Source organism: Blastopirellula sp. SH421, assembly GCF_057808535.1.
In genome coordinates, this window is record NZ_CM173712.1 from 5238060 (window position 1) to 5251647 (window position 13588).

Annotated in this window: 9 protein-coding genes; 3 read left to right on the top strand and 6 right to left on the bottom strand. The window is 55.3% G+C overall.

Annotation, left to right across the window (positions count from 1 at the left end; translation table 11 throughout):
* Positions 1 to 31: 31 nt before the first annotated feature.
* On the bottom strand, positions 32 to 2182 hold the full coding sequence (locus tag SH421x_RS21115; RefSeq protein WP_488851999.1) for a hypothetical protein: 2151 nt from the start codon (positions 2180 to 2182) through the stop codon (positions 32 to 34).
* A 336-nt stretch (positions 2183 to 2518) separates the two neighbouring features.
* Here SH421x_RS21115 and SH421x_RS21120 point away from each other — a divergent pair, with 336 nt between their 5' ends.
* The 3 genes from SH421x_RS21120 to SH421x_RS21130 all read left to right on the top strand — a co-directional run bounded on the left by SH421x_RS21120 (position 2519) and on the right by SH421x_RS21130 (position 6765).
* The gene (locus tag SH421x_RS21120; RefSeq protein ID WP_488852000.1) at positions 2519 to 3376 is read left to right on the top strand and encodes a hypothetical protein; all 858 of its coding nucleotides are present in this window, start codon (positions 2519 to 2521) and stop codon (positions 3374 to 3376) included.
* 192 nt (positions 3377 to 3568) lie between these two features.
* Positions 3569 to 6145, top strand: coding sequence for a COG1361 family protein (locus tag SH421x_RS21125; RefSeq protein WP_488852001.1), 2577 nt, complete (start codon positions 3569 to 3571; stop codon positions 6143 to 6145).
* A 182-nt stretch (positions 6146 to 6327) separates the two neighbouring features.
* A complete protein-coding gene (locus SH421x_RS21130) occupies positions 6328 to 6765 on the top strand; it encodes a DNA polymerase ligase N-terminal domain-containing protein (protein WP_488852002.1) in 438 nt (145 codons plus the stop codon).
* Here the strand turns inward: SH421x_RS21130 and SH421x_RS21135 are convergent.
* The 5 genes from SH421x_RS21135 to SH421x_RS21155 form a co-directional block, all read right to left on the bottom strand.
* A complete protein-coding gene (locus tag SH421x_RS21135) occupies positions 6720 to 7493 on the bottom strand; it encodes a hypothetical protein (protein WP_488852003.1) in 774 nt (257 codons plus the stop codon). The genes SH421x_RS21130 and SH421x_RS21135 overlap by 46 nt on opposite strands.
* 127 nt (positions 7494 to 7620) lie before the next feature.
* Entirely contained in the window at positions 7621 to 8907 is a 1287-nt protein-coding gene (tyrS, locus tag SH421x_RS21140) for a tyrosine--tRNA ligase (RefSeq protein WP_488852004.1), read from the bottom strand.
* Between the two features lie 266 nt (positions 8908 to 9173).
* Complete coding sequence (ispD, locus tag SH421x_RS21145) at positions 9174 to 9857, bottom strand: 2-C-methyl-D-erythritol 4-phosphate cytidylyltransferase (RefSeq protein ID WP_488852005.1); 684 nt, start codon at positions 9855 to 9857, stop codon at positions 9174 to 9176.
* A 21-nt stretch (positions 9858 to 9878) separates the two neighbouring features.
* Positions 9879 to 11801 carry an acyl-CoA dehydrogenase family protein gene (locus tag SH421x_RS21150; protein ID WP_488852006.1) on the bottom strand — a complete coding sequence of 641 codons (1923 nt, stop codon included), beginning with the start codon at positions 11799 to 11801 and terminating at the stop codon, positions 9879 to 9881.
* A 152-nt stretch (positions 11802 to 11953) separates the two neighbouring features.
* The gene (locus SH421x_RS21155; protein ID WP_488852007.1) at positions 11954 to 13588 is read right to left on the bottom strand and encodes an AMP-dependent synthetase/ligase; all 1635 of its coding nucleotides are present in this window, start codon (positions 13586 to 13588) and stop codon (positions 11954 to 11956) included.

Below are 13588 nucleotides of genomic sequence, written 5' to 3' on the forward strand. Positions count from 1 at the left end.
AGTAGGAAGCCCAGTGGCGTTCGTTCGATAATTATTTTACCGAATTCGCGCCGCTAGCGAGAACCTTGCTGTCAATTTTCTCGGCCGGCATCACCCATCCTAGAGTCGCCCAACCGTCACCAACGACCAACTCTTCCAAGGAGAGCGGTCCAGCGCCTTCCCAGCGTCCTTTCAATTTGAGCCCTTCACCAACGATCTCTTGCTCGAACAAGGCCTCAAACTTTTTGTGCAAGAAGGTTTTCAGCGTAATATCGCGAATCCCCTGACGCTCCTGGCTTAAATATTCGACAGAAACGTCTCCCTCACGCGTCAGTTTGGCGCCAGATTCCCCACGCTCGACCAGATAGACGGCGCTGATCCGGGCTGGATTGTTGAATTCGCTTTCTCCGCGAGTGAACTGGCGTCCTCGAATGGAGATCTCGATCCGGTTATTCCCAAAGCGAACCTCAACCGGGCGTTGATAATCGAAGGTGATCGACCAAGGATCCTTCTCTGGAGTAATCAATAGTTCCCCTGGAACCTCTGTTCCCCGCTCTTTGAGCAATTCCACTAGCTTTACATCGGTCAACTTGAGCCCACCCACGAGGACTTCGGCCATGTTGGTTGGCATCGACTCATGCAATTGGACTCCAATATCGGCGGAGCTCGGCGGACTGGTCAAAGGAAGCGTGGGCGCCGAAAGCTGAAACCGATTAGCCTTCATCATGATGACCTTCAGCTCATCCTCTGTCGACGAGATCTTGAAGATCTCCGGAAATTCGTCGCGACTATCTAGCGGCTGACGGATTTCTTTACGCAGACGCTGGTTAGCGTCCCGCACAAAATCAACCGATTCTCCATCCATTCGACTAACAACACGTTGTTCTGCATGTTGCGAAGCGATCGCTTCGGCCTGCGCCTTCTGCTGATACGCTTTGTTGGTCGCGATATTGCGGACCAAGCCTGAATTGGCGCGGATCGAGTTGAAGGTCGAATCGGTCTTACAGTCCGCCGTAGCCTTGCTATCAGTCACCCCATTCGGATCAATCAACATCGTTTTTTTGCCCAAAACCGAGGTAACCCCGCTCGAGTAAACGGTCACCGGGCCGTTGTAGCCAACATTGTTAGTTCTCGTGACTGCATCTAGCACCAACTGGAGCTGGGCGGCAGTCGCGTTCGGAACCAAATCGGCCTTCAAAGTACCGACGGTTCGGCCGGTCCCGTGGATGCTGGTTCCCAAAATGTTGTCTCGAACCGGCATCGTGTCATTAACTTTGCGGCCGATGCCATATCCGATAAATCGTTCCGAGACGGAGAGAAACAAGTTGGGGTAATTCAATGAATTACGTGCTTCTTTGACCAATTCCGGAATTTGTCCCCCTTGCGCGAGCCAACCAAGCTGTGCTCCGATCGCAGCTGCATCATCGGGGTTGGGATTTTCGGTATATTTTTTCAGGCTTTCCCCCAGCAGCCCCAACTGCATTTCGTACATCTCTTTGTATTGCTTGTTCGACGCAAAGAATTGCATGTCGATATAGCGACGCAGCGCTCGACGCACGTTGGCGAACTGATCGTATTCCAAGCCTTTGGCGCCAGAGTGAAAGCGAAGATAGCAGCGTTCCAACGTTGTCAGATCAGGCGACTCCGCCGCTAGTTGTTCTGTCAGATCCTCCCACCGCAGAAAGCTTTTCCAACCTTGCTCTGTGGCGCTGCCGCTGTTGTGCAGGTACTTCTCTAACGCGCTCATTGCGGTAGTGAGCTTTGCCTTAGCTTGGGCCGCTTGCTCAGGCGTCACCGGCTGAAAATCAGCCTGCGCATCGGCAAAGAGTTCTGCAACAGGGACTTTATTGCCATCAATTGCCTGAATCCAATTATCTAATTTTGTGCGGACCAGGGCAAATTGCGGCAAATCCAACCCCGTCTGATCACTTTGATAGCGGAGCAGCACTTTCTTTAAGATCTCCGGCGACGCCTTCTCCCCCAATTGGATCTGGGTCAGCAAGATATCGCTCTGAAGGTAGTCTTCCCAGCCATGTCGGACTTGCCCGTCTCCCAAAAATTGCCCAAGCGACTTATGAGCAGCAAAGACTTGCTGCGGGAGGGATTCTTGCCCCAAGGCTTGGCCTGCGGCGCAGGAAAAAAACGCACCTGCCAAAAGTGCTACTGTCCAACTACAGATTTTAGCCGCCGTGCTGCGAAACATGAATCGTCCTTCAAGAGCATACGCAAAGAGGTGTAGGTCGTCGCAAAAGTTCCTAATCTTGATAACACGAATAGATTGCGAAAGCCACTATGTTTCTGCAATCATAAATATTTGACCTGCGCACAAATCCCATTTATCCTATTCTTCGGAATGCACGCACTTCATTCTTTCTGCGCATTCCTTTTGTTCATCCTGTTCTTCCAACCGCTAGCCGCGTCACCCGATTGACTCGGATAATCCGCACGCGCTATTCTGAATCTCTTACGCAGCTCCTGAATTCGGCAGAATCGTTCTATTCTGCACATGCTGTTGCGAATCACCCCCAGGGCAAAGTAGATGCTGAAGCGAACCCCCTTGGCGATCGTCACCCTGCTCGTCATTTCGATCACGCAAACCGCAGTCGCCGATACTCCCTATTGGTATGACGACTACTCCACTGCTGTCCGCACAGCCGTGAACGAAGGCCGGATGTTACTGATCTACTTTCGTGACGAAGATCAGCAGAAGCAAGCAGAGTTTCAACGCGTCATCGCCGACCCCAAAGTCGCCGATCTGTTGACTAACTATATTCTTGCCGAGCTTCCGATCGACGCGACCGTCGGCACCGATAGCGGCAAGACCAAGTTAATGTCACACGGCTCGTTCCAACACATGGCGGGACAGCCCGGAATCGCGATTGTCGATTATGTCGATAAAGCGGATGAGAACTACGGTTACGTTGTCAGCCAGTTTCCCTTCCGCAACCATCGCGTGCGCAGCACCTATCAGATGCAGACCATCCTGTCGCTCCCCCGCGGATCGCTGACGCAACGCACTTTGGTTTATGCGGTTCGGATGCACCCCGAACAACCGCGCAGCACTAACGGAGTATTCCGCCGGTTGCTAGCAGTGGCCACCTTCCAGCACAGTCGTCTGCAAGCGCGGATGCAACTGCAAGGACATCACTCTTGGGATTCGCGATTCCAACAACTCTCGGGGCAACTTCCCGGCCACATGCTTCCGACCGAAGTTTGTGCCGAAAGCTGGCCCGGCCAAAATCTAGAAGACGCCGCAATCGAATGCGTCCGTAGCTGGCGTCATTCCTCAGGACACTGGTCAGCCGTTAGCGCCGACAATACTTATTACGCTTATGACATGAAGCGCGGTAATAACGGCATCTGGTACGCCACCGGCATCTTCGCCAAGAACCGCTAAAGGCTACCGAAATTCACTACCGCCGGTGCAATCGTTAGCACCGGCGCCTGGATGTTGATTTTCTACCACATGCGGTGATGTAAATTCGCCGCATGTCCTCTTTTCGCATGCTAGGTTTGCCTAGCCCGCATATTTTCAGTGCGCGGCAGCAGACCGATTCGGCGGCTCAGTCAGCCCCAACCGAGTAGTAGCATGCGTCCCAACCAACCTGACAACACAAGACGATTCATCGTGATCGGCCTGCTCGTTTCCCTCTGGGGAAGCGGTTGCTCGTCGCTTCGCGTTCCGTCCATCGACCCGACGGGTCGTCACATCTTCGCGTGTAATCAGTCAACTACGCTCACCGGTCCCGGCGATTGCCTGCCCAATCCGGCCTATGCCGTTCCGGCAACGCCTGGCCCGTGCAATGCGCCCGGTGTTGCCGCTAGTACGCCGCTACCGAAACCTCCCAAAGGCGCTATCGAGCCCGAAAAATCGCTCAGTCTCTCGCCTTCACGTGTTGTCGCGCCAGTCGGCACCGAAGTGGTGCTAGTCGCCGGACTGAACGGTGACGAATGCTGCTTGACCCAAGGAGGTCGTCCCATTAAATGGATGCTCTCGCAAGACAGCGTCGGGCACTTCTCCGAGGTCGGCGGCAGAGACACGACCACGCGGTTTGCTTCTTTCGGAGCCGAGCAAGGTGTTATCAGCCCGGTCTACGCCATTGGGCGAACGCAGTTGTGTGATAAAACGGTCGATCGTGGAACCGAGCTCCCCGGCGATGATGTCCGCGTGCTAGCTGGGCAAAACTGGATCAGCGTCAGTTCGTCATCTCCCGGCACAAGCCGCGTCACTGCTTTGGCCGAAAAGCTAGAGAACTGGCCCGCTCGGCAGCGAGTCGCCACGGTTGAATGGATCGACGCGCAGTGGCAGCTACCGACATCTGCATTTCAACGTGCGGGTGAGCGAGCCTTTTTGACCACGGTGGTTTCGACCCAAACAACCCAATCGCCGCTTGATTCGTGGATCGTCAAATACGAATTGATCGATGGCGCCGCCGCCGGCTTTATCGTCAACGGCGTCGTCGCGAGCACTCCTGCCGTAGAAGTGACCACTGATTCTACAGGTCGCGCCACCGCCGAGATCGCTCCTGCTTCCCGAGATCAGCCAGGCGCCGCACGCGTCCGAATCACCGTGATTCGTCCGGCAAACGCCAATTTTGGCACCACCGAACGACTGACGTTAGCGACCGGCGACGCAACCGTCACTTGGAGCGCACCGCAATTGTCAGCCGAAATCGCAGGGCCATCAGTCGCCGAGATCGACTCAACCGCGACGTATGACTTGGTGATTTCTAACCAAGGGGATGTGCCTGCGTCGAATGTCGTCGCGTTTATTCCCCTCCCCTCTGGCATGCAATACGCCGAAAGCAGCTTGCCTGCGACCCAACGTGGTAACGACATCGAGTGGAGCATCGGCACGCTCGAAGCTCGCGGCTATCGACGCATTCAACTGGTCTGTGCCGTCCGCGGCGCCGGCAATCATCAACTCTGTCTGTCGGTCTCCGGCGACGGAGAGCTGCGACATCGCAGTTGCGCCAACACGCAAGTCGCGTCCAACAATATCTCAGTGCAGATCAACAGTCCGCAGTCGATCACCAACGGATCGCAGTTTGACACTGTCATTACCATCCGGAACAACGGAACCCAACCGCTGACCAACTTGATCTTACGAGACGAGTTCTCCAACGGTTTGCAGCATATCAGCGGCGCTGGCAATATGATTGCCACCGATCCTGTTAGCTTGCCTCCCGGTAAAACGATCAACGAAACGCTCACCTTCCAGGCAGTCGGCACGGGTCGACAGTGCCATCGGATGACGGTGACCGCCGATGGCGAAGCACCGGTACTGCGTGAAGCGTGCGTTGACGTCGCTCCGCCGGCAGCCCAGCCGAACTACCAACTAACGCTGGTCGCCAGCGACCCACAGTCGCAACCGGCTCAGCAGATTCAATCAGTCTCGCAAGGCGAGAACGTCCTCTTCACCTTGCTGCTAGAAAACATCGGCAGCGTTCCGCTGACAGATGTTCGGGTCGCACTCAACTACGATGCTAATTTCAGCGGCCTGGAAGCAACCGCAAATTCGGATAACAAAGAGCTGGGAACCGTTAAATGGCGATATGACAACGGGATTGCTCCGGGGCAAGTTGCCGAGCTTCGCTTGCTCTGCCGTGCCGACGAACTCGCTCAGTCTGCGTGCGTGCGAGCCACGGTCAGCACCGGCGAAACGCAACCCAAAACGCAACAAGTCTGCGTGCAAGTCACGCCGTCTCGCTCGCAACCACAAGAACAACCGCCAGCCGTGACTCCCAATGGTGGCTCTAGCAATACTCCGCCGCCGGCTCAGCCGGGCAAACTAACGGCGAAAATCAATTCGCTGGTGGGCGACGTTCGCATCGGCCAGACCATTAAGTATGTCCTGTTCATCAAGAATGAGACGCAAGCAGCGGACGAGAATGTGCAGATCACATTTCGACTGTCGCCGGGGCTAAAATCGCCCAATGTAATTATGCGAGACGGCGGAAATTTTGGCGTCCCCCGCATCAGCAATGACGGCAGCACGCTTGTTCTGCCGCCGATCAATCTGCTGCGTGCCGGTGAAACGCTGGAATTTGAAGTTGCTGCGGTTGCAACCACGGCGGGACCACAAACGATTATCGTCGAGGCGACCAGCAATCGCTCCCGCGAGTTGGCCACCTCGCAAGAAACCACCAACGCGTTCCCGAATTAGAGGAACGCCGGGTCCGTTATTAAATAAAACAGTAGCCGACAGCAGCAGTGAGAGAATTCGCTTGACGAACCCATCCCGGCTCGAAATAGTGAGCCGAATTCCATCGCTGACGCGGCTGGCTAGTGTGAACGTTTTCGACTTGATTTCTACTGTGTAGTTCCGTCAATATCAGTGATCTGGCCATGCTCCAAGCTTACTCTCCAACCAACTTCCCGACTTTTAACGACGCGCTGCATGCTGAGCCAGTTAGCCATTCGTTGATCCGCACCGCGGACCCAACTCCAGAGAAACGCATGAATCGTTTTGTGCTGCTCTTCCACCAGTTTCCCACCGGTCACTCGGATGTCAGTCACTATGACTTGATGTTAGAAGAGGATGGACTGCTGCGTACCTGGCGATTGGACGAGAAGCCCGACATGTTGCAGCCGGTTTATGGGCAGTCGATTTTTTCCCACCGCTTGGATTATCTTGACTACGAGGGAGAAATCTCCGGCAATCGCGGCAATGTAATCCGCATCGATCGGGGCGAATATGAGCTCCTGCGCGACGATGCCGATGCGCTAATCGTCAATCTTTACGGCGACTTACTAAGCGGCAGACTCGCCGTCTTGATCTCTTGAACAGGCTCCTCCGCCGGCAGATCGGGCTTCACCGCTTCGATCGTTGGCTCTTGCTTTTTCAAGGTTTCGCCGGCCAACAAGATTTCTCCATCACGCAGTTCTAACGTATCGATCCTGATCGTCCCTTCAATCTCTTCCCCTTCGCTTGGAACGGTCACCAGCGCGACCGGATCGCCTTCGACTTGCTGCCAACGAAGCGGAATTTTGGCTTCTTCAGCGCGACGCGCGACCTCATCCAGCAAACTGCCCAATGGGAACGGAAGCGAACCTGCCGACACATTTTGAATCTGGATCGCAACGACATTTTCTTCGTCTTCGACCAGGTAAGCATCTATATCTAGCGACAAAACCGAATGAAATTTTTGCCCCTCGAACCGGCAGCCGAGTTTCACTTGTCGCTCGGTGATCGCGATCCGAGGATCGTGCATTCCAACGGGCAACAACTTCGGAAACTTTTCTTCCAAGTCGGATGCAAGCCAACCGTTGATTTGATCGTTGGTCAGACGCAGCTGCCAGCGCGACGGTCGTCGAATCTCGTTGGAGAAAGCGAAAACTTGCTCTTCAAGAATCTCGCCGGTCTCTTGCGCGGCGTCCGGTTCGATATCGAGAGCCGCGGTGTAAAAATCGGGCACATGGCGCGTCGCCTGATACAAATAGATGCCAATGCCGCTGATCACGACAATCAGCGCCAGCACCGCACAGGTCGCGATTTTCCACGACAATTTCATTTTCGACAGAAATCCCGCTACATCGTACACGCCAAGCTAGGGAGGACTGCCGGAATGTTACGGGCGCCACGGCAACAGGTCAATCGAAACCTGCGACCGCTAGCGTTGTAGGCGCCGACTGCTGAAACTAATTTTGGAATCGCAACAAGGCGTATTTCTTCTTGCCGCTACGCAAAACCATGACCGTTTCGCTCGCTAAATCTCGCTCGGTTAGCAACTGATCGACGCTTTCAGCTCGGACATTGTTGATATAAGCGCCTCCCTGAGCAACGGCGCGCCGGGCCTCGCCTTTGCTTTTGGCCAGCCCTGCTTCGACAAACGCATCAAGCAAGCTGAGCCCTTCACCGGTTAGGCGATCGCGCGCTAACTCACAGCTAGGAACGTCTGCGAAGATTTGGCCCAATTGGGAGTCGTTCATGTCCTCGATCGTCCCGCCGAAGAAAATCTCGGTCGCACGCTGGGCGCTCGTCAGACCTTCCTGACCGTGGATTAACTGCGTCAGATGTTCGGCTAGACGTTTCTGGCTGGCCCGTTGATGCGGTTCTTCTTGACGCGACGTATCGAGCGACTCGATTTCTTCGTGCGTCAATTCGGTCAAAAACCGCAAGCACTTGCCGGCATCTTCATCGGCGACATTGACCCAGTATTGGTAAAATGCGTAAGGGCTGGTCCGCTCGGCAGAGAGCCAGATCGCGCCGGACTCCGTTTTGCCCATTTTGGTACCGTCAGCTTTGGTCAGTAGCGGACACGTCATGCCGTAGAGTTGCTTCTGATGCATGCGGCGCCCAAGCTCAGTACCGGCGGTAATATTACCCCACTGATCGCTGCCGCCGATCTGCAGTTCGCAGTCGTATGCCTGATTCAGATGCACAAAGTCATACGCTTGCAACAGCATGTAGCTGAATTCGGTATAGCTGATCCCTGCGTCTTCCCGCTCTAGCCGACTCTTGATCGAATCCTTGGCCATCATGACGTTGACTGGAAAATGCTTGCCGACGTCGCGCAAAAATTCGAGATAAGTAAACTTGTTCATCCAGTCAAAATTGTTGACCAACTGGGCCCCGTCAGGCGAATCGTCGAAATCGACCAGTTTGGCCACTTGGGCTTTGATGCCAGCAACATTGCGCTCGAGCTGCTCGACTGACTGCAGGTTGCGTTCGGCACTTTTGCCGCTCGGATCGCCGATCATGCCGGTCGCTCCCCCCACCAGCGCCAGAGGCCGATGTCCCGCCTTTTGGAAGCGGCGCAGCAGCATCAGCGGCAACAGACTGCCGACATGCAAACTTTCGGCGGTTGGATCAAAGCCGGCGTAGACAGTCCGCGGCTTTTCGTTCAACCACTTTTGCAGGTGGTCATCCGCCGTGGTTTGAAATACCAGTCCGCGCCACTTCAAGTCGGCGAAAATATCGTTCATCAGAGCTTCCAGCCTAAGGTGAAACGTCGCAGGCAGCCCTGCAAAAATCAGAGCCAAGTGGCCATTTTAGGTTCGCTTGGCCCTCAGGAAAAGGCGAGCCAAATCAGGCCATGTTCACAAGGTGTGTAGTTGAGTGGAACAAGGCGCACACGACTAGCCAAGCGAGAATGGAACACCACCTTGTGCAGCTCACCATTAGGAGCATCCAATGCAGGACAATGTTGGGTATCGATCCGCTGCACCCAACTTACAACGACCGCAAGACGTTAAATCATTCCCAGCGTCGCCGCGGCAATCACCAGATCTTCCTGCGTGGTGATCTTCCGATTGAGCTGTGATCCCGGCACGATCAGCACCCGATACCCCACTCGCTCTAACAATTGCGCATCGTCTGTGACTGTATCCGTAGTGCGAGTCTCATAAGCGGCAACGAACCAATCACGGCGAAAAACCTGCGGCGTCTGAGCTTCCCAGATTCCGGCCCGCGAGACGGTCTCTTGGATCGTGCGATCGTCGAAGACCCGTTTGAGCGTGCCTGCGACCGGAGTCGCCAACATCGCGGCGCCATGCTCGATCGCAGCGGCAAAGACATCCTCAATCAGCCGATCACTGACGCATGGTCTAGCCGCATCGTGAACTGCAACCATCTCAATATCGTCGCCCAAAAGAGCAATTGCATTGGCGATCGAATCACTCCGCTCGGCCCCTCCCAGGGCGATCGCAAGGTGAAGCCGCTCAATCTCGGCGGCATAGTCCGTACGGAATGAAACTTCATCTTCCGGCGAGATGACAACAATCAACTGCCGCACATCGTCGCGCGCAGCAAAACGCTGCGCGCTATGCAGCCAAACCGCTTGGCCGGCCAGCGGAGCATAGACTTTTTTTTGTCGCGGATCGCCAAATCGCGTGCTGCTGCCAGCAGCCGGTAAGATGACGCCAAATTTTTTCACCGGCTACTTCCTTGCTGCTCGTTATTTCTCGTACTTCATCAAGATTTCGTCTGGCGCCCCTTCGACTCCTGGGAAACCATGCTCGGCGATCTTTGCTCCCAGATCGGTCACGCGGCGGAAGTGACGATCACTGACCGGATTGTTCAAGATCTCGTTGGTCAGATCGCGGCAGATGATATCGGCCGCGGCACGGATCATTTCGTTGTCCTGCTGGGCTGCGTACAAGCTGGTGCAAAGTATCGTAATCAATTTTTGCACTTTGCCCGAGAGGAGCGACATCCGGCACTGGCGATCGGCCAGTTTCAATTGATGCTTGCGCATCACGCCCGAAATCGTCAGCGGCATTGCCTGCAGCCCTTCGGCCGCAAATTGGGCATGCGTTTTAAGATCGTCGGGCATATCTGGATAGTGAGGACGCGGTTTTGGCGTCATGTACTCTTTCATCAACCAACCGGCGTACGGTGCGATCGCCCCTTTTAGCGCCCACGCATGCGCAGGATTCAGCGGATTTGGCTTTTTGATCCCGGCAGCCGCCAGCGCTTTTCCGACCGCTTCAAAGTACTTCGTACCGTGCTGCTTGACGAGCGACTTGAAGAACGCCATTCCCAGCATCTCCCCTTCTCCTTCGTAAATGCAAGGAGCGAGGTACTCGTGGACGTTGTCGCCAAACATGTGACCATGCAGGAAAGATCGCCCCCCGTGCGTTTTCATGTACAGCTCAATCGCAGCTTCCTTTTGCGCTTCACTCCCGAAGATCTTGGCGATGATACATTCCATTTCGCCGCGATAGCCCGAGTCAATCAAGGTTGAGCACCACGCGACCAGCGCGTCAGCGGCGACAATCAACCCTGCCAATCGGCCCAGGCGGCGCTGGACAAGTTCGCGCTTTTCAATCGGTTCGCCATACGTTTCGCGAAACTTGGCCCACGGAATCATGCTGCCCATCATCAGCCGCATCGTGCCGGCTGCGTTGGCACAAAGCGAAATGCGACCAAGATTGAGCCCGTGATAGGCGATCGTCAGACCATTCCCCTTGATCGGCTCGAGCAAGTTGTCCTTGGGAACCTGGAAGTCTTTGAAGATAATTCCGCGATTATAAGTATGCTTGAGCGCCCAAAGACCATACTTCCGCAGTTGGAAGTTTTCGTTTTCTTCATCCGGCAAATCGACAACCAGTACCGCTGGCTTATCTTCGATCAAACAGACCAGCCCGATCGTACGTCCCGGGGTGATATTGGTGATAAACAGCTTTTCGCCGTTGACCACATAGTGATCTCCTTCCAACACCGCCGTCGTGCGAAGCGCCGTCAGGTCTGAGCCGGCGCAAGGTTCGGTCAGCGCAAAAGCCGAGAGCCGTTGGCCGCTGGCCAACTTCGGCAACCAGCGTTGCTTTTGCGATTCATCGCCAAACGTCCCAACCGGATCGACCGCGCCGATACAGCCATGCACCGAAGCGAGCCCGGCGATTGTGGGATCGGCCATCGCCATGCGGGTCAGGAACGGCGCAAAGCAGCGAAATGGCGTGCCGCTGCCACCGTATTGTTTGTCGACCAACAGCCCCCAGTAGCCGGCGGCCCCCAAAGCATCCATTACTTCGGTGGTAATCTTTCCTTCTTCGTTGTGTAGTGTGCCAGCGGCCTTGAAGCGATTCACAACAGCAATCGAATCGTCCATCACCTTTAGGATCTCAGGCGGCGTTTCTAACGGCTGCGGCAGAAAGAGATCCATGTTAAAGCCGCGATCCCAGACCACAGCGTGAGCCGGACTGTTGATTGTTTGATACTGCGGCTGAAAGAGCTTTTCGACCTGATCATCGGCGCTGTCGATCGCGCCGGTGCGTCTTGCTTCTTCCGCACTTTTACCGCCCAGCTTCAGGGCGGTTTCGGCGAACGACTCTTGTTCGCCAGACTCCGAACGGGGATTTTCAGGCATTTGGGTCGACATCGGGGAATCTCCTTCCAGGGGTGTACTCCATTTTACCGCATAAACGCCGGTCCGCCTGCTTTCTTTTCGCCAAGATTGCCGCATAAACCCTGAATTCCCATAGGGTTACAAACGTCAGGAATCTCCTATTCGATACGACACTAGTTTGCTAACTATCGATACATTGCTTTGATCTCGGCGGTGCAATTCTGCTGAATTAGCTCGCGGCGGAGGGATAATTTAGGGGTCATCTCCCCAGAATCAGGCGTAAAACCGCGCCCCATCAGCGTAAATCGGGCAATCTGCTCGTGCTTTGGATGATCGGCGAGCAGGCGATTGATCCGCTCCCGGTAGGTCGCCAAGACTTTGCGATGACGCAGCGCCCCTCGCTTAGAAAAAACCCATAACCGCTGCCGGCGAATCTCCCGTCGCAACTCGTCCGGATCCGGCACAATCAGCGCCGTCAAAAAATTGCGACCTTCGCCGATGACGATTGCCTGAGCGATCAGCGGGTCGGAGGCGAGGACCGCTTCAATTTGCCCCGGAGCCACCTTTTTGCCGGTCGCAGTGACGATCAATTCTTTTTTTCGCCCAGTGATGAACAGAAAGTTATCTTCATCCAGCCTCCCCAGATCACCGGTGTGCAGCCAACCGTCTTGGTCGATCATGGCCGCGGTCGCCGCTTCGTCGTGATAATAACCGAGCATAACATGCGGGCCGCGCGTCAACACTTCACCGTCAGCGGCGATCTTTAGTTCGACACCAGGAAGCGCCTTGCCAACGCTACGCGGTCGATAGATCTTTTTGGACGATGCCGAAATCACGGGCGCTGATTCTGAAAGGCCGTAACCATTGCGAATTGGCGATTCCTGTTTGGCGAAGATGTCCGCCGCGTAATCGGCGAGCGCCGCGCCGCCGCTGGCGAACATCTTTAACCGTCCACCTACCATTTTTTGCAGCGTGCCTGGCTCGTTGATCTTGCCTTGAGCGCGAATCGCATCGGCCAACTTTTGATAGAAATAGGGAACCCCGTTGATCAACGTCGGCCGCATTAATTTGCAGTCGTCGAGAATCGTCTCACGCGAGCGGGCCAAAACCAACTCATTCCCCAAAATGATCCACGTATAAAGATCGCACGTTCGCGCGTACAAGTGACTGAACGGGAGAAACGTCAGCCGACGATCTGCGGCCGAGTCCTCAAACGCTTCGACCAGCGCCAGCGCATCAAACGCCAGGTTAGCATGCGAAAGCATGACCCCTTTCGGCTCACCTGTGGTGCCGCTGGTATAGACGATCGTCGCGAGCGATGTTGGATCTGGCGGCGAAAAATCGCGCAGGTTCCCAGCATCGACGGTCAAAAACTCCCACGATTCCAGTTCCGTGCTTCCGATCAGATCGACCAAGCTGACATTTTTATTGTCGTGGCCGGGTTGAAAAGAATCTTCGTCATCGCACCCTAACGAGCGAATCGATCGATTGGCGCCGCTATGCTTCATCAGTCGCAGGCGTTCTTCGGATTTGTACGTGACATGCAGCGGCACGCTTACAGCGCCGATAGCTGCCAGCGCTAAGTCGGCGACGATCCACTCATGGCAATTAGGAAGTTCGACCGCGACCCGTTCGCCGGGTACTATGCCGAGCCGTCGTAAGCTAGCAGCGACGGCAGCGACATCGGCCGCGAGATCCTTCCACGTGCAACTTCGAAATTCTCCTGCTTCAAACGTCCAGAGAGCCGGCGCCTCACCGCTTGCCGCAACGCGACGGGCAAACAGTTCAAACATCGACTCGCCATGGATCGGGGCCGACAT